Source organism: Shewanella sp. SR44-3 (genome assembly GCF_014163735.1).
In the GTDB taxonomy this organism is placed as follows: domain Bacteria; phylum Pseudomonadota; class Gammaproteobacteria; order Enterobacterales; family Shewanellaceae; genus Shewanella.
In genome coordinates this window covers 153324-175416 of the sequence record NZ_JACJDV010000003.1, presented here as the reverse complement: position 1 = coordinate 175416, position 22093 = coordinate 153324, and the positions used below count along the sequence as shown (strand labels likewise).

At 45.4% G+C, this 22093-nt stretch carries 16 protein-coding genes; 5 read left to right on the top strand and 11 right to left on the bottom strand.

The genetic code is table 11. From position 1 onward, the window contains the following. Positions 1 to 25: 25 nt before the first annotated feature. The 4 genes from H5073_RS03150 to uvrA form a co-directional block, all read right to left on the bottom strand. Positions 26 to 916, bottom strand: coding sequence for a hypothetical protein (locus H5073_RS03150; protein ID WP_182676875.1), 891 nt, complete (start codon positions 914 to 916; stop codon positions 26 to 28). A 404-nt stretch (positions 917 to 1320) separates the two neighbouring features. Further along, positions 1321 to 3153, bottom strand: coding sequence for a DEAD/DEAH box helicase (locus H5073_RS03145; protein WP_182676913.1), 1833 nt, complete (start codon positions 3151 to 3153; stop codon positions 1321 to 1323). Positions 3154 to 3388: 235 nt separating this feature from the next. Then, complete coding sequence (locus H5073_RS03140) at positions 3389 to 4426, bottom strand: M20/M25/M40 family metallo-hydrolase (protein ID WP_182676873.1); 1038 nt, start codon at positions 4424 to 4426, stop codon at positions 3389 to 3391. Between the two features lie 46 nt (positions 4427 to 4472). Then, positions 4473 to 7409: an excinuclease ABC subunit UvrA gene (uvrA, locus tag H5073_RS03135; RefSeq protein ID WP_182676871.1), complete on the bottom strand. Its 2937-nt coding sequence runs from the start codon at positions 7407 to 7409 to the stop codon at positions 4473 to 4475. A gap of 258 nt (positions 7410 to 7667) precedes the next feature. On the opposite strand from uvrA, the gene H5073_RS03130 reads away from it, so the two are divergent. Continuing rightward, positions 7668 to 9035 carry an MFS transporter gene (locus H5073_RS03130; RefSeq protein WP_182676868.1) on the top strand — a complete coding sequence of 456 codons (1368 nt, stop codon included), beginning with the start codon at positions 7668 to 7670 and terminating at the stop codon, positions 9033 to 9035. Between the two features lie 87 nt (positions 9036 to 9122). Further along, the gene (ssb, locus tag H5073_RS03125) at positions 9123 to 9818 is read left to right on the top strand and encodes a single-stranded DNA-binding protein (protein WP_182676866.1); all 696 of its coding nucleotides are present in this window, start codon (positions 9123 to 9125) and stop codon (positions 9816 to 9818) included. 607 nt (positions 9819 to 10425) lie between these two features. On the opposite strand, the gene ppiC is transcribed toward ssb, so the two are convergent. From ppiC to H5073_RS03105, 4 genes are all read right to left on the bottom strand, one after another. Continuing rightward, complete coding sequence (gene ppiC, locus H5073_RS03120) at positions 10426 to 10704, bottom strand: peptidylprolyl isomerase PpiC (protein WP_182676911.1); 279 nt, start codon at positions 10702 to 10704, stop codon at positions 10426 to 10428. Between the two features lie 123 nt (positions 10705 to 10827). After that, positions 10828 to 11679: an ABC transporter substrate-binding protein gene (locus H5073_RS03115; protein ID WP_182676864.1), complete on the bottom strand. Its 852-nt coding sequence runs from the start codon at positions 11677 to 11679 to the stop codon at positions 10828 to 10830. Positions 11680 to 11936: 257 nt separating this feature from the next. Then, positions 11937 to 14075 (bottom strand): M3 family metallopeptidase, encoded by a 2139-nt coding sequence (locus H5073_RS03110; protein ID WP_182676862.1) that lies wholly within the window; start codon positions 14073 to 14075, stop codon positions 11937 to 11939. A 288-nt stretch (positions 14076 to 14363) separates the two neighbouring features. Next, complete coding sequence (locus H5073_RS03105) at positions 14364 to 16007, bottom strand: winged helix-turn-helix domain-containing protein (protein ID WP_220487872.1); 1644 nt, start codon at positions 16005 to 16007, stop codon at positions 14364 to 14366. 246 nt (positions 16008 to 16253) lie between these two features. Here H5073_RS03105 and H5073_RS03100 point away from each other — a divergent pair, with 246 nt between their 5' ends. From H5073_RS03100 to H5073_RS03090, 3 genes are all read left to right on the top strand, one after another. Continuing rightward, entirely contained in the window at positions 16254 to 17804 is a 1551-nt protein-coding gene (locus H5073_RS03100) for a peptide MFS transporter (RefSeq protein ID WP_182676860.1), read from the top strand. Positions 17805 to 17895: 91 nt separating this feature from the next. After that, positions 17896 to 18996 carry an energy transducer TonB gene (locus H5073_RS03095; RefSeq protein WP_259394798.1) on the top strand — a complete coding sequence of 367 codons (1101 nt, stop codon included), beginning with the start codon at positions 17896 to 17898 and terminating at the stop codon, positions 18994 to 18996. Positions 18997 to 19109: 113 nt separating this feature from the next. After that, a complete protein-coding gene (locus tag H5073_RS03090; protein WP_182676858.1) occupies positions 19110 to 19604 on the top strand; it encodes a peptidylprolyl isomerase in 495 nt (164 codons plus the stop codon). Positions 19605 to 19683: 79 nt separating this feature from the next. Here H5073_RS03090 and H5073_RS03085 read toward each other — a convergent pair whose 3' ends face one another. Genes H5073_RS03085 through H5073_RS03075 form a run of 3 tightly spaced genes read right to left on the bottom strand, consistent with a single transcriptional unit; the run spans position 19684 to position 22066 of the window. Further along, a complete protein-coding gene (locus H5073_RS03085; protein WP_182676855.1) occupies positions 19684 to 20760 on the bottom strand; it encodes a chemotaxis response regulator protein-glutamate methylesterase in 1077 nt (358 codons plus the stop codon). Beyond that, positions 20757 to 21269, bottom strand: a complete 513-nt coding sequence (gene cheD, locus H5073_RS03080; RefSeq protein WP_182676853.1) for a chemoreceptor glutamine deamidase CheD — start codon at positions 21267 to 21269, stop codon at positions 20757 to 20759. Before cheD ends, H5073_RS03085 begins: the two co-directional genes overlap by 4 nt. Then, positions 21266 to 22066: a protein-glutamate O-methyltransferase CheR gene (locus tag H5073_RS03075; RefSeq protein WP_182676851.1), complete on the bottom strand. Its 801-nt coding sequence runs from the start codon at positions 22064 to 22066 to the stop codon at positions 21266 to 21268. Before H5073_RS03075 ends, cheD begins: the two co-directional genes overlap by 4 nt. Positions 22067 to 22093: the final 27 nt, after the last annotated feature.

Here is a 22093-nt window from a genome sequence, read left to right as displayed (position 1 = left end):
GCCGTTAACCCAACGCCATTCAGTATTAAGTCGTTTGCTTAACGAGCTTTGGTTCAAGGTCGCTAATTAAGGGGGCGGGATGGTCACCGCAAGGAGGTTCGCCTGTTGGACTGGTTTTCTGCTTGTAGAAGTACCAGATAGCAAACGGTATATGCATAGCCAAGTTAACAGCACCCCAAGCCCATAACACAGTGTCATTTGCCCAGTTAGTCGAATCCATCACAGGAGTGAAGATGTCGGCGTTAGCTCTTACCAAGATGTGGAAGGCTAAGGTGTAAACACGGGCTATGATATATAGCTCTGGACGACCTTTGATGATGGGGTAAAGTTCTGCCGCCATCAAAATACAGAAGGAGCTAGCGAAGAAGCCAGGGTTTTCACCGAAGACGAAAGCTAAGTTCCATGTGGTGTAGAGGAAGTTCCACGCCGCGGTTGAATAAAACAGCAGATCGTTTGGCTTGTCTCTGCCTATGACCCAAAATTGACGTTTACCATTCTTATAGCGAGGGAATGGAATTGTGATACACAAGATGACGCCACAAATAGCGTTGAAGTAGTTTGCTGTTGCAAAGTCTTTCATCGTTGCTTCGGCAATGTTAAGGAATAACACGCCGTAGAGCACTTTAAGCACCCAGTCACCGCGGAAGAAAGACAGCACCCGATTTGGGTTATCGTGATAGAGCCAAGCAATCCTGGCACCACCGACAACAATCGCCGTTGGAATTAAAACGCTGACCGTTTTAGCCCAGCGAAACCAGCCGTCTAAGTTATCAGCCCATAGTGGGGCTGTGAGTAAGGACAGCAACCAAAATGCTGCTGTTAGCCTAGGTGTCCGGCGCATGCCTTCAACCAATAAGAGTAAGAAAACTATGTAACCACTCATAGATACAACATATTGCCACACGGGGATTTCCATAACGCCTCCAGATAGCCCATTTAAAGAGATTAACAACTCTACAACAAATTAGAGTTTATGCTCTAATATAGAGTATATACTCTAGGTTATTTGGGGTTATGACTGTGAGCGAGTTCTCATTTGATAACCGTTCAGTGTTTTTATTGGGCTAATATTTAAAATTATGTGATCAAAGGTTACTTTTATAAGTCTTGATGTACTTTAAAGGTTGCTTTATTAGCTAACTTTAACTCAAGTTAAGGAGCAATAACCTAGGCATAGGTAGGGTTAGTGAAGTGAGGGTTAAGCGCAGGTAAAGCTATGAATTAATTCTTATCAATGCCAAATTTATATTACTCCAGATGCAAAAAAGGAGCCTTTGGGCTCCTTTTTAGTCACTTGACCTTAAAACATGGGTTAATTGATTAACCGTTGTCTCTTGGCTTGCGTGGACGACGTTCAGCACCGGCTGGACGGTCGCCACGTGGACGGCTTGGACGATCACTACGTGGTGCACTGCTGCGGCCAGAATCAACGAAAGTTTCGCTGCCAGCTTCGCGCAAGTTTAATGGGCGGCCACATACACGGACTTTACGTAAATGCTGTAATACATCTTTTGGCATACCATCTGGCAAATCAACGGTAGTCACTTGATCGTACAGTTGAATTTGACCTATGTAACGGCTGTCTAAGTTAGCTTCGTTAGCGATTGCACCAACGATATTACCTACACCGACACCATTGTCACGACCGACATCGATAACATAACGGTTCATCTTCACGTCTGGATTATCTTTAAGGCCTTCTGGACCACCAAAGCTGGTAGGAGCAGGGCGAGCATCACGACGTGGACGCTGGCTACGTTCGCCACGGTCACCACGGTCATTACTGCGATCGTTACGTTCGCTGCGCTCATCACGAGAATCACGTTGACGCTCTTGAATTGCAGGTAACTGCAGTGGGCGCTCTGCTTGAACTTGCTGTAAAAGTGCAGCAGCAAGTAAATCAGTATCAACTTCTAACTGTTGGCATAACTCAGCGACAGCATTTTTCATGAAGTCTAAGTCACCGTTTAAGGTTTCTTGAATTAGCTCACCTAGACGAGATAAACGACGTTCAGCAACTGACTCTGGGCTTGGCACTTTCATCGGTGCGATACGGCTGTTAGTGGCGCGCTCGATAGTACGCAGCATGCGCATTTCTCGGCTAGTCACAAACAGAATTGCCATACCAGTACGACCAGCACGGCCAGTACGGCCGATACGGTGTACATAAGCTTCTGTGTCATAAGGGATATCGTAGTTGACTACGTGACCGATACGCTCAACGTCAAGACCACGTGCGGCAACATCAGTCGCGATTAGTATGTCTAATTTACCACGCTTAAGCTGTTCAACGGCGCGTTCACGAGCTTGCTGATTCATGTCACCATGAAGTGGCGACGAAGCATAGCCGCGTGCTTCTAGCTTTTCAGCTAGTTCAACACAGCTGTTACGGGTACGGACGAAAATGATAACACCATCAGTGTTTTCAACTTCTAATACGCGTACTAACGCTTCAAGCTTGTTGTGTTGTGATACTTGCACAAAACGTTGCTCGATAGAGTCAACCGTTGTTGAGCTAGCAGCAATACTGATGTTCACTGGAGCGGTTAAATGCTTAGCGGCAACACGCTTAATTTGCTCAGGCATAGTCGCCGAGAATAGTGCTAGTTGGCTGTCTTTTGGCTTATGCTCTAATACCCATTCGATATCATCGATAAAGCCCATTTTTAGCATTTCATCTGCTTCATCAAGCACTAATGCTTTTAATGAATCTAATTTTAACGTGCCACGACGCATATGATCCATCACGCGACCCGGAGTACCCACAATCACTTGCGGTCCACGCTTAAGGGCGCTTAATTGTTGATGCATGCTTTGACCGCCGTAAATAGGCAGTACGTGGAAGCCTTTCATGTGTTTAGCGTAGCTACCGAATGCTTCGGCAACCTGAACGGCTAGTTCACGTGTTGGGGCTAGGACTAAAATCTGTGGAGCATTGATTTTCATGTCCACTTTGTTTAATAGAGGCAGAGCGAAAGCGCCAGTTTTGCCGGTACCTGTCTGTGCCTGACCGATAATATCTTTACCCGCCATAAGCGGATCGATACTAGCAGATTGAATTGGTGTAGGGTTTTCGTAACCTAGCTCGTCAAGAGCACGCAACAAATTCTCAGACAGGCCGAGTTCGCGGAAAGTTCTTTCATTGGATGACATTGGGTTGTAGCCTTGTGGATGGCGCATAATATCGCGCTGGAAGTTTCACAGACAGAAAATCAACCCCGTGTCGATTTCCCGCAGAAAGGAGGAATTATAGCAGTGTTTAACAAACTTGCCTATGCCAATCTGAATATATTTTCAAAACTTAACTAAAACTGGCCTGATTTTTGATTTTTAAAATTTAAATCTTGGAGTGAGTTATTCTGCATTTTTGAACGACTTGAGTTCCCGATTATTCTTTAATCTTGGGCTTAAGTGGCTTTAACTGTTCACTAGACAAGTTAATTAACTCGAACGCAAGTTCTGTAGTGGCGCCTAGAAAATCGAGGTTGATGGTTTCTAAGGTGTCATTCACTGTGTGATAATTCTTATGTGGTGGTACTCCTAAATAAAGCCAAGGAATGTCAGCCTTATGGAAAGCGTAATGATCTGAGGCCCTAAGCCAATCGATATTAAGGCTGCTCGCACCTCTGACTCTGGCACGATTGACCCTGAGGCAAAGTTTGCTGTGCTGGGTAAGTGTCGGGGCTAAGGTGTCAAAATTAGCTAAGTTTTTCTCGCCTTCCATGTAGATTGCATGGGGGCGACTGGGGTGACCTATCATGTCTAAATTTAGCGCCAGTTCTATCTGCATTTCAGGCATAGTTTTTAACTGTCCTACTAAGCCATAGGCCCCATAAAGGCCCGGCTCTTCTGCATCCGTCGCCACTAACATCAGGTTCACTTCTTCCATAGGTTCACGCTGCCACTGGGCGGCTATGCTCAGCAGCGCCGCAACGCCTGAGGCATTGTCATCAGCGCCTGGGTAGTAATGGCTGCCTTGTTTGCCTAAATGATCATAATGGGCGGTTATAATTCGCCAGCGTGAAGAAGGCTTTTGGGCTGGGAACACCCCAATCATATTGACGCCTTCTCGAGTTGAGAATAAAAAACCGTATTTAAAAGGGGCGTAATAACTGCCTTGCCAGGGAGTTAACTTAAGCGCCTCAAAGCGGCTTGCGAGATAATCTTGAGTGAGTTTAGCGCCACGAGTACGGGTTTTCCGGCCTTGAAATTCACTGCTGGTTAATACTTGCAAGTCTTGGGTGAGCTGCGCCTTGTCTACCCAGCGGGTGTGAAGTGGCTGATTGCAACTTGGGGTAGAGACGCAGCCATTTAGCATGAGTAATAGCAGCAATAGTGGGGCTAAAAACTGTGGTGCTAAACAGTTGTCATGGCGTGTAGTGCCGCGCGATGGGGTAATTCCCGAAGTGGTGAATAATCCTTTCATCGCGCCTCACTATTTGTTACTAAATTTGTGACTCAAGTTTAATTTTTTACGACTTAGTTTCTTTTTTTGCTTTGGCTTTTGGCTGCTTTTTTTGACTGGCTATAGTTTGACTAGCCAACTTTTGATTTACCAACTTTTGATTTGCTAACTTTTGATTTTCTAATAATGGCTTCAAGAAACGCGCCGTGTGGGAGTGCTTACATTTGGCCACCTCTTCTGGGGTGCCAGTGACCAGAATGCTGCCGCCTCCTGCGCCGCCTTCAGGGCCTAAATCCACAATCCAATCGGCAGTTTTAATCACATCTAGGTTGTGTTCAATCACAACTAAGGTGTTGCCATGAGATTTAAGCCTATGTAATACATCCAATAATAGCTGAATGTCGGCAAAGTGCAGCCCAGTTGTGGGTTCATCCAAAATATATAAGGTTTTACCTGTGTCGCGCTTAGATAACTCCTTGGCAAGCTTGACTCGCTGGGCTTCACCGCCAGACAAGGTAGTGGCGCTTTGACCTAAGCGAATATAAGACAAGCCCACATCCATCAGGGTTTGCAGCTTACGGGCAATAGAGGGGATAGCATCGAAGAATACCCGAGCTTCTTCGACCGTCATCTGCAGCACTTCATGAATGTTCTTGCCCTTGTATTTCACGTCTAAGGTTTCGCGGTTGTAGCGCTTGCCTTTACAGTTATCACAAGGCACGTACACATCGGGCAAGAAGTGCATTTCTACTTTAATTAAACCATCGCCTTGGCAGGCTTCACAGCGACCGCCTTTGACGTTAAAGGAGAAGCGGCCAACTAAGTAGCCACGGGTGCGCGATTCTTGGGTGCCAGCAAATAGCTCACGTATTGGGGTGAAAATACCTGTGTAGGTGGCAGGGTTTGAGCGCGGCGTGCGGCCAATGGGGCTCTGGTCGATATCGACCACCTTGTCGCACTGCTCCATACCTTCGATGCGATCATAAGGGGACGGTTCATCCACAGTGGCGCCATTGAGCATCTTGTGGGCTATTTTAAAGAAAGTGTCGTTAATTAAGGTGGATTTTCCAGAGCCAGAGACGCCAGTCACGCAGGTAAATAAACCAAGAGGAATGCTTAAGTCGACGTTTTTCAGGTTGTTACCACGGGCACCAAAGAGTTTTATTTGTTTGGTCTCATCAATTGGGGTGCGTTTATCGCCCACATGAATTTGCTTCTTGCCAGAAATGTACTGACCAGTGACGGAAGCCTCACAGTTGATAATATCCTCAAGATTACCGGCGCAGATGACTTCGCCGCCGTGTACTCCTGCGCCAGGGCCGATATCGATAATGTGGTCCGCCATGCGAATGGCATCTTCATCGTGTTCAACCACTATGACGGTATTGCCTAAATCCCGCAGGTGGATCAAGGTTTGCAGTAAGCGCTCGTTATCCCGTTGATGCAAGCCAATAGAGGGCTCATCCAGCACGTACATTACCCCAACAAGCCCAGCCCCAATTTGACTGGCAAGCCTAATACGCTGAGCTTCACCACCAGAAAGTGATTCAGATGAGCGCGATAAGCTTAAATAATTAAGCCCTACATTGACCAGGAAACCTAAACGGTCGCAGACTTCTTTAAGGATTTTATCGGCAATTTGGGCTCGCTGTCCTTCAAAGGTGACGCTATTGAAATAGTCTGTGGCCTCGCCAATTGACCAAGTGGTCAGCATAGGCAAGTTAATATCGCCGATAAATACGTGGCGGGCTTCTTCACGCAGGCGCGAGCCTTGGCAACTACTGCAGGGTTGCTTATTCATAAACTTAGCCAATTCATCGCGCACCGAATTGCTTTCGGTCTCACGATAGCGCCTGTCCATGTTATTGAGTATGCCTTCGAAGGGATGATTACGGCTGACAATATCGCCGCGATCATTGGTGTACTTAAAGGCGATGCTCTGTTTACCCGAGCCAAAGAGGACGATTTTTTTGATCTTGTCACTGAGTTTGGCGTAAGGGGTATCCACATCAAATTTATAATGCTCGCCTAAGGAGGTGAGCATTTGGAAATAATAGAAGTTGCGTTTATCCCAGCCACGAATAGCGCCGCCCGCTAAGGACAGCTTATCATCGGTAATGATGCGTTCAGGGTCGAAGAATTGCTGTACTCCAAGGCCGTCACAGGTAGGGCAAGCACCAGCTGGATTGTTAAAGGAGAAAATTCTTGGCTCAAGTTCTGCCATGGAGTAACCGCATTGACTGCAGGCAAAATTAGCCGAAAATATCAGCTCTTCGTCTTTGTTGTCATCTTCCATGGAGGCGATGACAGCGATACCGCCAGAAAGCTCTAAGGCGGTTTCGAATGATTCTGCAAGGCGTTGCTTCATGTCTTCGCGTACTTTAAAGCGGTCGACCACCACTTCTATGGTGTGCTTAATGTGCAGTTCAAGAGTTGGAGGATCAGTTAAGTCACACACTTCACCATCGATACGGGCACGGATATAACCTTGGGCCGATAGGCTTTCTAATAACTTAACATGCTCGCCCTTACGGGCCTTGACTACAGGAGCCAATAGCATTTGTTTGCTGCCTTCAGGTAAGCTGAGCACCTTGTCTACCATTTGGCTTACGGTTTGCGCTGCAAGCGCTTCTCCATGGGTAGGGCAGCGAGGCTCGCCAACACGGGCGAACAACAAACGTAAATAGTCGTAAATTTCTGTGATAGTGCCCACGGTTGAGCGCGGGTTGTGGGAGGTGGACTTTTGTTCGATAGAAATCGCTGGGCTTAGGCCTTCGATATGATCCACATCGGGCTTTTCCATCATGCTTAAGAATTGACGCGCATAAGCTGACAGGGACTCTACATAGCGGCGCTGACCTTCGGCATATAAGGTATCGAAGGCGAGTGAAGATTTTCCTGAACCAGATAAACCTGTGATAACAATAAGTTTATCTCTTGGTATTGTCAGGTTAATATTTTTGAGATTGTGGGTTCTAGCACCGCGTATTTCAATCGTATCCATCAGTGATTCTCTTGGCTGCTTTAAAAGGAAGGCATAAACACAGGTACCACTAGGTACCACAAGCAAGGCTGTGAGTATCGCACAACTTTAGCCGAAACTTTGCCGAATTTTGCCATTTTTTGCAAAGGCAGTAGACCTAGGCGATAAGATATTTATTTCCTTTTGAGCAACATCTTCGCCCTGTGTTAATATGCGCCACTCGATTTTGATCGATTCAAATTTTATCAAGTTATCAGGCGTGAATTAGAGGCTAACTGCATGAGCAATCAAGGACTATCGAGTCTAGAGAAAAAAGTCGCGTTTTCGCTTGCTGGCGTATTTGGCCTGCGAATGATGGGCTTGTTTATGATCATGCCAATTTTCGCTCTCTATGGTCAGCATTTAGAAGGCTTTTCACCCCTATGGGTGGGTATTGCTATTGGTGCGTATGGCTTAACTCAAGCTCTGTTGCAAATCCCCATGGGGATCTTGTCTGACAAATATGGCCGCAAACCTATCATACTGATTGGTTTAGTGTTATTCGCTATTGGTAGTGTTATCGCCGCCAATGCAGACCATATTTATGGCGTGGTGTTTGGCCGCTCGGTGCAAGGCATGGGCGCGATTGCAGCAGCAGTGCTGGCATTGGCTGCGGATTTAACTCGTGATGAGCAGCGCACTAAAGTCATGGCTGTGATTGGTATGTGTATCGGCCTTTCTTTCGCCTTGTCTTTATTAGTTGGGCCATTAGTGGCGCAATATTTAGGTTTAAGTGGCATTTTTTGGTTGACGGCGATGTTGGCAATCTTGGGCATGGCGATAGTGCATTTTTTAGTACCTAACCCTATTTCACAAGCGCCAAAGGGGGACACCTTAGCCGCACCTGCCAAGCTTAAGCGTATGTTGCTGGACCCGCAATTATTCAGGCTCGATGCCGGTATTTTTATCTTACACTTAGTGTTGACGGCTGTGTTTGTTGCCTTGCCATTTAACTTGGTGGATGCAGGCTTACTGAAAGAGCAGCATTGGTTATTGTACTTCCCCGCTTTCGTGGCCGCTTTTATGCTAATGGTGCCGATGATCATCATAGGGGTTAAGCGCAATAATACTAAGACCATGTTCCAGTTGTCTTTGGTTATTATGATGGTGTCTTTGTTGTTGATGGCCCTGTTTGCGGGCAACTTGTGGTTACTGAGCGCGGCAGTGGTGCTGTTTTTTACCGGCTTTAATTATTTAGAAGCATCATTGCCAAGCTTAATTGCCAAATTTAGCCCAGTAGGCGAGAAAGGTTCTGCTATGGGCGTGTATTCTACCAGTCAATTTTTAGGGGCATTTTGCGGCGGTATGTTAGGTGGTGGTGCTTATCAATATTTAGGCGCTGAAGGGGTGTTTTTTGTTGCCAGTGTGCTGATGGTTATTTGGCTTTTATTAAGTCTAGGCATGGAAAAACCCGTGTTATTAAAGAGTGTTACTCTCGAAGCCCATATTACTGATAAACCCCATGCCTTAACTATGGCTGCTCAATTGTCCCAACTTGAGGGTGTGATTGAGGCCATGGTGGTGTTAGAAGAGAAGGTGGCTTATTTAAAGGTCGACTCTCATTTCGATTTAAGCAAAGCCCGAGCTGTGTTAGGCTCTGCACATTAGATTTTAAACGATCATTATTGTTAGTATATATTTCGCTAAACTTAGCTTATTCGCTATTAGTGAGAACAAGAAATTCAGGAGATTTCGATGGCCAGTCGCGGTGTTAATAAAGTCATTATTGTAGGCAATTTAGGCCAAGATCCAGAAGTGCGCTACATGCCTAACGGCAATGCGGTTGCCAATATTACTGTCGCAACCAGCGAGTCATGGAAAGATCAGCAAGGCCAACAGCAAGAGCGTACCGAATGGCACCGTGTGGTCATGTTCGGCAAACTTGCTGAAATCACTGGTGAATACCTGCGTAAAGGCTCGCAAGTGTATTTAGAAGGCAAATTGCAAACCCGTAAGTGGAAAGATCAAAGCGGTCAAGACAAGTACACCACTGAAATTGTTGTCGATCAAAGCGGCAGCATGCAGATGCTAGGTAGCCGTAACCAAAATCAGGGGCCAAGCCAGGCGGGCTCACAAGGTTCACAAGAGGGGGGGTATAGCGCCCCTGCGCAGAACCAGTATGCAGCTCCTGCACCACAGGCGCAACGTCCAGCAGCTGCGCCAAATCAGCAGTACAATGCCCCGCAGCAGCAGGCAGCAGGTGCTTATAATAAGCCGCCACAGCAGGCACCACAGCAGCAGTCAAACTATGCGCCTAAGCCGCAGCAAGCACCACAGCAAGGCGGTTATCAGCAAGCAGCCCCTGCTCAGCGTCCAGCGCCGCAAGCGCAGCCGCAGCAAAACTTCACTCCAGATTTGGACGATGGTTGGGATGACGATATCCCGTTCTAGCATTCTACAGCTGATCTTGAGACTCATTTTGGGACGAGAGATTAAGTCGTTTAAAAGCCTCGCAATGCGAGGCTTTTTTATGCTCCAAAGCGTATTGGAATAAGCTCAATCAGTGAGCTCGGTCATAGCACTAAGTCCCGCGTGGCGCCGTCGCTTGTTCTGTAAAAAGATGCCCTACCATTAACATTTGGCACATTAATGTTTGGCTAGATAACATCAAGCAATACTCTGTAGTTTTCTGCTGTACAGGCTCGCTATGACACCTCACTTGATGACACGCAGCAAGTCCATCCTTGGATGCTCGAACGCCCCCTCTGATGTAAAGGACTCACAAATGCCGCGATGGCATGGATGCCAAAGAGCGGCCATGGGGCGGACGGTCATCTCGTAAAGTGTCCTAGTTCACCCTTTTAGTGTTGGGTACCATATTCACGCGTGTCGGTGAGTGAATGCCATGATAAGCCAGTATGGCGGAATTTCAGGCCAGCATCATTATGTTCGAAGATAGTTTGAGTTGTTGGCCCTTATTGATTTAAGAGAAGTGTACGCGTATCTATGAACGAATCTCATGCGAACAGTTAACTGTCATGGGTAGCTGAGTTGCCGTTTAAGTGCGGTAGAGTACCTTGATCACGTGCCAGCCGAATTTGGTTTTTACCAGATGCGGAGTGATTAATTCACCGCTAAAGCAGACTTTGTCGAATTGCGGCACCATTTGGCCTTTCTTAAATTCACCTAGGTTACCGCCACTTTTGGCCGATGGGCATGTGGAGTGCTTCTTGGCTAAAACATCAAATTTAGCGCCATTTTGTAGCTGTTTAATAATGTCTTCGGCTTGAGTTTGGTGTTTGACTAAGATGTGAAGTGCTGCTGCGGTTTTGGCCATGTGAGTCTCTAATTGCTGTCTTGGTAACGTTGCTGTCACTACTGATTGCAGTGAGGCCAGTATTATACCTGTTTTTTAAGAGGATTAACCTCTTAGTTATATGCACAAAGGCTGGAGTCACTCTTAGTTGGTGGGTGCCGCGAGTTGTATGACGACGTCTTCATCTAAGGTGAGTGATAGCAACCTCTGGTATTTAGTTTCAATAGCAAGCAGGGTGCCATCTTGTTTTATTTGAGCTAGACCAAAGTTAAAGTCATCACGAATTTGTTCACTTAAGAATGCGAATCGGTAAGTTGTCGGTGGAAATACGTTATGACAAACAGCAGCTTGTTGTACCTCTTTAGCGCTTAGCTTGCCTGTTTGGTAAGATTTTTTGAGATAATAAATAAAAATATTTTTATCCATGATGACAAGATCGGTTCTGTGTTTCATTAACATATAAACTTGTAAAATTTGCTGAGATATTTCGCTGTAACCCTGATTATTTTTTGCCATTTGGGCAAACTCATCCCCCAATAGATTCGCTGCACGTTGGAAGGCAACAATACTTTTCCCTTGCATATCATTCATCTTGGTTAGTGCGAATTTATTGCGCTTAAGGCTGATGGCGCAATTTTGAAAACGGATAACGATATCTGAATAAAACACTCCCTCTAACATGCCTTTTTTAGTGTTGAGAATCGCATCAAGTTTTGCTTTTTTAAACTCATGAAAGGTGCGTGCAAAAGGGCGATATTTGATGTCGGCACTGTGGCCTTTTACTGCGAGTGCGCTTCGCAGCAGCTCAAGCTCGATACCGCTGTTGGTTTCTTGAATAACATAAGGGGGGATGGAGAAGCTGACGCCGACTTTAAGCTCTTGAGCATGAACATAATTTGATACTCCTAACAATACTAGCCATGCAGACACGCAGGCTTGTCTTATTATCGTTAGCCATAAAGGTGACGGCTGCAACTGAATATTCGCGTTACTCATTGGTAAATTCTACCTGTTATCAATATGAGATGAGAGCCATTACATCCAGTATTCTGTTATCCCTATGAGTGGGTATCTCTTGTTAGATCTACTATAGATGCGGATCGTAGAATGGGATAGAAAAATGATTAAATATCGGTATTAGATGTGCAATTTACAAACAAGTTTGCGAGGGGGATATCTTGAACATGATATTAAAAAAGGGAACTCAATTAGGCATGAGTCCCCTTAGGTTTGCAGCGTTCAGTGAGTGAGTATTAGTTCACTAAACCGCGACGTTTGAGTAATGCATCTGTGGTGGGCTTGCTGCCACTAAAGTCGATATAGTCTTGCATCAAGTCTTGGCTATTGCCTTTAGACAAAATGGTTTGACGATACTTGTTGCCGTTCTCTAAGGTTAATCCGCCTTGTTGGTCCATATGGGCGAATGAGTCGGCGGCAAACACTTCGGTCCACAGGTAAGCATAATACCCTGCTGAATATCCGCCGCCAAAGCTATGGCTGAAATAGGTGGTTTTGTAGCGCGCAGGCACGGGATCAAAATCTAAACCGTGTTTTGCTAGCGCTTGCTGCTCGAACGCTTTCACATCCTTGATTTCGGTGCCTGGAGCAATGGAGTGCCATTCCATATCCAGCAGTGCAGCCGCTAAGTATTCAGTAGTGCCAAAACCTTGGTTGAAAGTTTGTGCGGCTAATACTTTTGTTAGCAGCTCTGCAGGGATGGCTTCACCAGTTTGGTAATGTTTAGCATAGTTGGCGATAACTTGCGGCTCTACGCTCCAATCTTCATTGGCTTGAGAGGGGAATTCGACGAAGTCCCGTGGGGTTGCTGTGCCTGCAAGGCTTGGGTATTTAACCTGTGAGAATAAGCCGTGAATGCCATGACCGAATTCATGGAATAAGGTCGACACTTCATCAAAGGTCATTAGTGTTGGTTGACCTGCCGCAGGCTTTGGAATGTTCAGTGAGTTGTAAACCACAGGCTTAGTGTTTAGTAGAGTCGATTGAGTGACGAGCTCGTCCATCCAAGCGCCGCCGCTCTTGCCTTCACGGGCGTAAGCATCAAGATAGAATAAGCCGATTGAGCTGCCATCTTGGTTGAAAACTTCATAGGCGAGCACGTCTTTGTGCCATACCGGCAGGTCATTACGGCTTGTAATTGTAATGCCGTAAAGCTTGTTCATGGCGAAGAATAGCCCATCGTTTAATACAGTATTAAACTCAAAGTATGGCTTAACTTGGTTTTCATCTAAATCGTATTTGGCTTGACGAACCTTGTCACCGTAATAGGCCCAATCCCACGCTTGCAAGGTGAAATCTTTACCGTCTTTTTTGATTTCAGCTTGAATATCCAAAGCTTCAATTTTGGCTTTAGCCAGTGCTTTAGGGGCTAGGTCATCTAAAATTCCATAAACCGCTTCTGGGGTTTTAGCCATTTGATCGGCTACCGAATAGCTGGCCCAATCTTTAAAGCCAAGTAAGGCGGCTTTTTCTGCCCTAAGCTGAGCGATTTTTATATTCAATGGTGCATTGGTATCCATGGCGCGATAAGCCGAGGTTTCCCAGATTTTCTGCCTTAACTCACGGTTTTCAAGGCTAGACAGTAGTGGCTGAGCCGTGGTGTTCACTAAGGTTATCATGTAGCCAGTCTTGCCAGCTGCTTTGGCGGCAGCGGCGAGTGAGGCAATAGTGTCAGCAGATAAGCCCGCAAGTTGCGCCTTGTCTTGCACTAAAATTACGTCATCTTTAAAAGACTTAAGTATATTTTGTGAAAAGTTGGTTTCTAGCTTTGCCAGCTCACCATTGAGGGTACGCATCTTAGCTTTGTCGTCAGCATTAAGCTTGGCACCCGCACGCACAAATTGATCGTAATAGACTTCAATTAAGCGCAGATCTTCGTCTTTTAAGGCCGATTTTGCTTGGTAAATGGCATCAATCTTGGCGAATAACTTGGCATCTAAATAAATATTATCATTATGGCTGGTTAATAACGGCACCATATCTTGTTCTATTTGGATAAAGTTATCGTCAGAAATCAACCCAGATAACGTAAAAAAGGCTTTTTGGGTGCGATTAAGCAAGGCGCCAGACTTTTCTAGTGCGACTAAAGTATTTTCAAAACTAGCTGGCTCACTATTGTTGATGATAGCGTCGATTTCGGCTTTGTGTTCGGCCATACCTTGGGTGAATGCGGGCACAAAATCAGCGGTTTTGATTTGATCAAATTGCGGCGCGAAATCTTGCAATGAGCTGGCGGTTAATAGCACATTAACGGCGCTTGCTGTCTGGCTTGCTGGAGCTTGAGTGGTCATATTGCTGTCCGCTACTGAGTTATCTTGACAGGCACTTAACATAAGCGCGGCGCTCACGGTGACTGTGATAAGAGATTTACGCATTAAAATATCCTTGGGTTGACCCTAATTATTGTTAGTTCATTGAGTGAGATGATAGTTAGTCACATGAGCCTAATGGCTGAGCAAGGTTAGTCATAGTGCAACTCAACAAGGCTAATGTAAGCAGTACAATGCATGTTTAACGGCCACTACAGTATCAAGCAATGAGTATTAGAGACAATCTCTAATTGCAGTGGCGTGATAGTTAACCATTTTGTTAGCTAACCGTTGCTGCGAAAGTGATTGTTTATCTGTTCGCTCTGCTCTTTTTTTTGCCTGTCTATATTTGGCTTAAGGTTGATTTACAGCTTGCTGCTGAAGCCTAAGCTGTTGTAGTAACTCATGGGTTAATTGTTGAAAGCGGCTGTCTTTGCGCAAGGTGTTAACACTAGGATGTAGAGTCAGTAATTGTTGCGCTAAGTAGCCTTGGTTTATTGCTTGGATCAAATAACGATAGCTGGTCTCTGGTTCATTTTGTGCGCTATAGAGCAATGCCAGCGTTAAGCTATCTGCTGCTCTATCTGAGCCTTGCAGTAACCGCTGTTTAAATTCTTGGGCTAGCAGTTCTAGTGCAATGCTATGCTCACTTGATACCTCGGAAACATTATCATCACTCATCGAAATTTCATCTTCAAGCTTTTGATTGTCATTCTCTTTTAATGCCGACATTGCAAGAGTTGAAAGTAACCGACCTTGTAAGGCAATTTGGGGATTTTGTGAGTTCAATAGAGATTTGCTGGTATCTATGGTGAGTTGAAATTCTGCGAGGTAAAGCTGGCTTAAGGCTAGGCCGTGAATAAAGTGAGTTTGCAACGGCTGGCTTTGCACTAGCTTAAAGTAATGGGCCTTGGCTTGCAGGAATTGCCCTTGATGAAGATACCATTGTCCCTGTGCGTCATTGGCCAGTAATGAATCGGGCTGTAAGGTTAATGCACGGTCTAGCCACAGCTGAGCCTTGGGGAAGTCTTCTAAGGCGATTAAGGTTTGCGCCTTATGCACGCAGCTAACGCTATGGTTAGGGCTGAGAGTGAGGGCTTTATTAATCCAGATTATTGATTTGGATAGCTGGCCCATTTCCCGATAGATAAAGCCTATGTTTGTCATGGCTTCATGATAGTTAGCTTGTTTTTGCAATGCGTTAAGATTGGCATTGATGGCTTTATTGAGCCAGCCCTTGTTGTAGTAAGCCAGGCCCAAAGATTTATAGGCTTGCGCCAAGTTAGGATCTAAGGCAATGGCTTTATAGGCGGCGTCGATGGCTTTTTGTTGCCACAGTGGCGGGGCGTTAAATTGAAATACACCTTGGCTATAAGCATCGGATAGACCGCTATAGGCCAAGGCTAAATCTGGGTTGATGGCAAGAGCCGAAGTGAATAGCTCTATGGCATGGAGATTATCGGCTTCTCGGTACCTATGATAGTACTCCAGCCCCTTGAGGTAGAGTTCAAAATCAAAACCTTGTGAGGCTAGTGATGATTGTGCGTTTTCGTCAAGGCTTGACACTTTATTACCCGATGAAATGAATAGTGCCACAACAGCCAAAATAAGCATTAAGGCCGCGAAACTCAAAGAGGTTAGCTTCCAAAATAGCGGATAGCTCTTGCCATCTTCAGGCATCACATGGGTGTCATTGGCTAAATCTAAACTTGTCATTCGAGCCGAACTGGGCTCGCTGATCACTATGACTTGAGGCAGTAGTCGATAGCCTCGACCTCGAATAGCTTCTATATAAATCGGGTTTTGGGCATCATCATGCAGTGCGCGCCTGAGTAACTTTATTCTCTGCTTTAGGGTTTCATCACCCACCACCACATCGGGCCAGACTTTTTCCAGCAACTGCTCTTGGCTCACAATCCCGGGGGCGGCTTCACACAGCACAGATAACAGGCGATAGCTAAGCCATGGCAGCTTAATTTCGAGTTTGTCATCCCGCATTAAGGTACCTAAGCGGGTATTTAGCGTGAGGTCGATAAATTGGTAGCGGTAGTAGATAGCGTCACCTGTATATGGGTTAGTGTGATGATCCGGTAAATTCCCCTTTACTTTACCTCGCTTTCACCCTTTAGCAATCCCCTTCACCCAGCTTCACCAAATATTCCGCTAGGGTTCACCTAAGCTTCAAGTCTTTTACAAGACAAGGGGTTAGCTTAAGGCAAGTATAAAACTAACACTGAGAACATCATGGACAATAGCGCTGCTGTGGAAAATAGAGTGGGTGTGATTAATAACGAGAAAGAGGCTAGTCAAGCACACCCAAAGGGCTTATACGTGTGCTTTTTTACTGAGATGTGGGAGCGATTTAGCTTCTATGGTTTAAAGGCCTTACTGATTTTTTATCTGACAGAGCATTTTTTGTTTAGTGACCAAGAGGCAGCCAGCATCTTTGGTAACTACTTTGCTTTAGTTTACGCCTTGCCTTTAGTGGGTGGCGTCTTGGCCGACCGCTATTTAGGCGCAAAGCGGGCCGTGGTCTTGGGCGCCGTCTTGTTGTGTTTTGGTCACTTTGGAATGACATTTGAAGGCAGCGCCGCTTACATCAATGAGTCGGGCGAACGTGTTGCTAGCACAGGTTTGACGGCCTTTTATCTTTCTTTGTCGTTTATTATCGTCGGGGTCGGTTTTTTAAAGCCTAATATTTCCAGCATAGTGGGTAAGCTGTACCAAGTGAATGACCCAAGAAAAGATGCGGGTTTTACCTTGTTTTATATGGGTATTAACTTAGGTTCAGCCTTGGCAGCGATAATATGCGGCTATGTGGGTGTCACCTATGGCTGGGCTTATGGCTTTGGTTTGGCAGGTTTTGGCATGTTACTTGGGCTGGTGGTGTTTCTGCGAGGACATAGGCACCTGCTTGGGGTTGCTGATGCACCGGATGAAGACAAATTAACTGAGTCTGTGTGGTTTAGCATTAGCCGAGAGAAGCTGATTTATCTGGGCAGTTTAGGTTTGGTGGCGGTAGTTATGCTGCTTATCGGTAATCATCAGCTGGTGGCCGGAGTATTGGGGCTGGCATTTGTGGCTATTGGCCTGTGGCTTGTGTGGTATTGCCTCAATGAAGTGTCATCTGAGGTTAAACAAAAACTCTATGCCGCCGTCAGCCTTATCATGATGTCGACGGTGTTTTTTCTGTGTTTCTTGCAGTCGGGAAGTTCGATGAACCTGTTTGCCGATAGGATAACCGATCGCCTCGTTTTTGGGGTGACGATACCGGCGCCCATGTTGCAATCACTTAACGCCATTTTTATCATTATGTTAGCGCCAGTTTTTGCCAAGTTATGGCAATGGTTAGCGCAACATGGTTATTGTCCTAGTACGCCGATAAAATTTTCGCTAGGGCTATTGCAAGTGGGTTTGGGCTTTTTGGCTTTGGTGGTTGGCTTGTATTTCGCAGAAGGTGGTGAGCAAGTGGCCTTAGGTTGGTTAGTGCTGGCTTACTTGCTGCACACTACAGGGGAATTATGTATTTCCCCCATAGGGCTCTCAATGATCACTAAATTATCAGCGCCTAAGATAGTGGGCCTTATGATGGGATTATGGTTTCTTGGTTCTGCGATTGCCGAATTCATCGCAGCCTTGCTTGCAGGTCAAGCGAGCATGAATATAGCAGGCATCACTTCGCATCAAAGTTTCAGCCTACTCTATCAAGACATCATGTGGATTGCCTTGGGAGGCGCCTTGTTGACCTTCATCATGTCGCCGCTGCTAAAGCGCTGGATGGGCGATGTGGTTTAGTGTGAGCATCGAATAACGAGGAAGTTTAGTGAACTCTAAGCGGTAAGCTTGTAATATTCATAGCGTTATCATTTAAATAAGGATTGAGACAATGAAATATGGATATTCAACCCGCTTAACGGCTTTGTTAGTGGTTGGCATGTTGAACGCCCCAATTGCTACATCAGCTGAAGTGGACTTTAAACAAGCTTATGGCGACTATCAAGCAGCCGTTACCACTAATGATGTCGCTAGTATGGTGTTACATGCTGAGCAAGCATTTAAATTGGGAACAGTTAAGTTTGGCGAGCACAGTATCGATGCCAGTAACCTCGGCCTTAACTGGGCTAACGCTTTGCTTGCTGAAGCTAAACAACATTCACAGAAGCAAGCTAATAAAGCTAAAGCTTTGAGTTTATTCCTCAATGCAATTCCAGTTTATGAGGCTGAATTTGGCAATGAAGCCATTGAGTTAATTGACCTATTACTCGGTGCCAGCGAGGCTGAGATAGATGCTAAATCGGCCAAAAAATTACTTGAGCGAGCTATCGAAATTGCTGAAGATGATAGCAATCCAAATTTATTAGCGCTTGTAAAAGCCTGCGCATTTAATAGGTTGTCACCGACTGAAGTCTATAGCCGCACAATACGTAATTACGCCATAGATGCCTTGGATATTTATCGCGAAACCCTCCCAGCGGATAGCATCGATAGACTTAATGTCACGGCCAGCGTTGCGGGTATCTATTTTGCTGAGAATAAGAACCATAGAGCTATAGCTTTATATGAAGAGCTGGTAACACAATACAGTGTTTTAAGTTTCGACCATCCATACAAGCTTGTGGCACATTCTCGTCTTGTGGAGCTTTATGAGCGCGAGTCGGACAGTGAAAAGTCAACGGCACATTGTATTGCCATCGGCAGCATGAAACCTTGGGCTGATGCTCAAGAACAGCAGCCTATATACAGGGTGAATCCTGAATACCCTTCCTCTTATCTTAAAAATAGAAAGGAAGGTTGGGTGGTGATGGAGTTCACTGTTAGCGAGAGTGGTTTTGTGAGCAAGCCGGTGATCCTCAACTCACACGGTGGCCAGCAGTTCGAGAAAACCAGCTTGGCAGCGCTTAAAGATTGGCGTTATGCGCCTAAATTTGTTGATGGCAAAGCGGTTGCAGCCAAGAGCCAAGTAAGATTGGATTACAGCATAAACTAAACCTTGTAGCTGAGCTTGAGGTACACTGTAAACCGCGCTTAGCGCGGTTTTTTATTATGTTGCCTTGCGGAACAATTCATTGAGGCAGTTTGCTTCATTTTTAAGGAATAGTGATGATCATTTTTAGTACCAATCTTGGTGATATCAGCATAGAGCTTGATATGGAGCGGGCGCCAGTGAGTTCGAAGAACTTCTTAAGGTACTGCAAAGAAGGCTTTTATGAAGGCACTATTTTTCATCGAGTCATTAAAGGCTTCATGATCCAAGGGGGTGGTTTTACTGAAACTATGGATGAAAAACCTACTCATGACCCCATAGTCAATGAGGCTAATAAAGGCTTGAGTAATGTGATTGGCACTATTGCGATGGCCCGCACCGATGCGCCTCATTCTGCGACTGGGCAGTTTTTTATTAATGTGGGTAATAATGATTTTCTAGACCATGTGGCCACCACCAATGCTGGCTGGGGCTATGCTGTTTTTGGCAAGGTGACTGCGGGGATGGACATCATTAAGCAGATAGAAAAGCTGAAAACCACCACTAAAGGTGATCATGAAGATGTACCGGTGACGCCGATTGTGATTAAGAAAGTCACGCTAATTGATTGAATTAGCAACATTGCTTAGCGGCTTAGCGGCTTAGCGGCTTAGCTGATTAGAGTAGAGATAATTATCTTGATTCGATGAGTTAATCTTTTAAATGGGCGTAGCGCATGATTTCTTGGGGGATCAGCGCTAAAGATAACACCTTATTTGCAGCGCCCAGTGCAATGGCTTCTTTTGGCATGCCAAACACTACACAGGATTTTTCATCTTGAGCTATGGTAGGGGCGCCAGCATCACACATGTCTTTCAGACCCCGAGCCCCATCATCGCCCATGCCAGTTAAGATAAAACCGACGGCATTTTTTCCGGCGCACTTAGCTGTTGAGCGAAACAACACGTCGACTGAAGGTTTGTGGCGGTTGACTAAAGGACCATCAATAATTTCCACTAAGTATTGGGCACCACTGCGTTTAAGCATCATGTGTTTACCACCGGGCGCGATTAGGGCGTGACCTGGTAGAACACGGTCGTTATTACGGGCTTCACTGACGCGAATATCACAAATAGCGTCGAGTCGTTCAGCAAAGGATGCGGTGAATTTCTCCGGCATATGCTGCACAATGACGATACCTGGCGCGTTGGTTGGCAAGGCTTTTAGGAGAAATTCCAATGCTTGAGTGCCTCCAGTTGAAGTGCCAATGGCGATGACATGCTCAGTGGTTTTAGACATAGCGCTAGCACCACAGGGGATTAAGCTCTCAACTCCATTCTTTTCGCGTACTTTAACCGCTATTTTTGGCGCACGAATATTACTCATATTCGCTTTGGCGGCGGCTTTAACTGCGTTTGTGATATCGCTGGCAGCATCTTGAATAAAGTCTTTTAAGCCAATTTTAGGCTTAGTGACTATGCTAACTGCACCAGCTGATAGCGCCTGCATCGTAGTTTCAGCGCCTTTGTCAGTTAAGGTTGAGCAAATTACCACTGGTGTTGGCCGCTCAGACATGATTTTTTTCAGAAAAGTCACCCCATCCATGCGGGGCATTTCGATATCGAGCACTATGACGTCAGGCCATTGGATTGCCATGCGGTTCATCGCAAATAAAGGGTCGGCAACTGCGCTAATGACTTCAATTGCAGGATCCTTGTTGAGCACTGTCTGTAATACTTGCCTTACTATGGCTGAATCATCAACGATCATTACTTTTATTTTTGTCATAGTGTTTCTCTATTGGGCTCTAAGCCGCCATATTTTACCCACACATCACCATTCCAGAGTTCTAGGTAAACTTGCCTGTGAACCGTACCGCCTAAATCCATATTCTGTATATGAAAGCCATGTTGTTTTAGTAATTTAAGTCCTGCAGCAATATTTTTCTCAGCCACATTAAGGAAGTGGTGATTGCTGTTGAGTTGGCGAAACATATTACTGCCGCCAAAAAGTTTGACGTGATAGTCCTCGGGGCGAGTGTGGTGCTGCTTAATGGCATCGAGAAATAATTTCATCGCTCCATCGGCAAAAAAGCCTTGCTCTAAGCGCCTCGCGTGACTGCTTTTGGGGAGCATATAATGACACATACCACCTAGGTGTTTATTAGGGTGCCATAAGGTAATTGCCACGCAAGAGCCCAATAGAGTGTTTATCCTTACTTTACCTTGATCAAAGTGAAATTCTCCCGGTTGTAAGGTGATCTGTTTGAATATGTACTTATCTAAGACTGTAATCATATTTTTTGATACACGGAAGGTACAACGGCTTTAAGGCTATCCACTACTCCATTAAGGCTTTCTGAATGGCCGACGATAAAATAACCTTTAGGTTTCAATTGCTTTAATAGTTGCGATACCACTTGTTGTTTGGTCTTAACGTCAAAGTAAATCAATACATTACGCAGGAAAATCACTTCAAAACTTCCGAGATGACTGAGGTTGTCCTTAAGATTTGCATGGATAAATTGCACTTTTTTACGAATGTCTGAACTCATAATAAAGGTTCCCTCTTGGTGACCTACACCTTTAAGGCAGTATTTACTCAGGTATTGTTTGGGAATATTGTCAGCTCTTTCAATGGCGTAGTGAGCACTTCGAGCCCGCTCAAGAATTTGAGTGCTAATATCTGTGCCGATAATTTCCCAATTTTTGTTAGTGGCATATTCGGCCAGTACCATGGCTAAGGTGTACGCTTCTTCCCCGGATGAGCTGGCGGCACTCCAGACTCTGTGAGGACAAGCGTCCCAGTTTGGGGTTATTTTGTCCCGCAAAAAATCAAAGTGTTTAGGCTCTCGAAAAAAGAAGGTTTCGTGGGTGGTGAGTAAGTCGATGGCAATTTGGTGCTCATTATGAGCTTTGGATTTAAGGAGTTCAAAATACTGGCTATAACTTTTTAAGCCAAAATGTTTGACTCTTTTTGCTAGGCGGCTGCTAACTAAGGCTTTTTTATTGCTTGAAAGATTGATGCCTGCAATGTCATAGATCATATTTTGGAACAGAGTGAATTCTTTATCGCTGAGGCTTAAAACATCCATATTGATACTCACAGAGTTAATCATAGC

Bases quoted from the DNA above. Each gene is read 5' to 3' on its own strand.
- H5073_RS03150 (WP_182676875.1), bottom strand. From the start codon at position 916: ATGGAAATCCCCGTGTGGCAATATGTTGTATCTATGAGTGGTTACATA.
- H5073_RS03145 (WP_182676913.1), bottom strand. From the start codon at position 3,153: ATGTCATCCAATGAAAGAACTTTCCGCGAACTCGGCCTGTCTGAGAAT.
- H5073_RS03140 (WP_182676873.1), bottom strand. From the start codon at position 4,426: ATGAAAGGATTATTCACCACTTCGGGAATTACCCCATCGCGCGGCACT.
- uvrA (WP_182676871.1), bottom strand. From the start codon at position 7,409: ATGGATACGATTGAAATACGCGGTGCTAGAACCCACAATCTCAAAAAT.
- H5073_RS03130 (WP_182676868.1), top strand. From the start codon at position 7,668: ATGAGCAATCAAGGACTATCGAGTCTAGAGAAAAAAGTCGCGTTTTCG.
- ssb (WP_182676866.1), top strand. From the start codon at position 9,123: ATGGCCAGTCGCGGTGTTAATAAAGTCATTATTGTAGGCAATTTAGGC.
- ppiC (WP_182676911.1), bottom strand. From the start codon at position 10,704: ATGGCCAAAACCGCAGCAGCACTTCACATCTTAGTCAAACACCAAACT.
- H5073_RS03115 (WP_182676864.1), bottom strand. From the start codon at position 11,679: ATGAGTAACGCGAATATTCAGTTGCAGCCGTCACCTTTATGGCTAACG.
- H5073_RS03110 (WP_182676862.1), bottom strand. From the start codon at position 14,075: ATGCGTAAATCTCTTATCACAGTCACCGTGAGCGCCGCGCTTATGTTA.
- H5073_RS03105 (WP_220487872.1), bottom strand. From the start codon at position 16,007: ATGCGGGATGACAAACTCGAAATTAAGCTGCCATGGCTTAGCTATCGC.
- H5073_RS03100 (WP_182676860.1), top strand. From the start codon at position 16,254: ATGGACAATAGCGCTGCTGTGGAAAATAGAGTGGGTGTGATTAATAAC.
- H5073_RS03095 (WP_259394798.1), top strand. From the start codon at position 17,896: ATGAAATATGGATATTCAACCCGCTTAACGGCTTTGTTAGTGGTTGGC.
- H5073_RS03090 (WP_182676858.1), top strand. From the start codon at position 19,110: ATGATCATTTTTAGTACCAATCTTGGTGATATCAGCATAGAGCTTGAT.
- H5073_RS03085 (WP_182676855.1), bottom strand. From the start codon at position 20,760: ATGACAAAAATAAAAGTAATGATCGTTGATGATTCAGCCATAGTAAGG.
- cheD (WP_182676853.1), bottom strand. From the start codon at position 21,269: ATGATTACAGTCTTAGATAAGTACATATTCAAACAGATCACCTTACAA.
- H5073_RS03075 (WP_182676851.1), bottom strand. From the start codon at position 22,066: ATGGATGTTTTAAGCCTCAGCGATAAAGAATTCACTCTGTTCCAAAAT.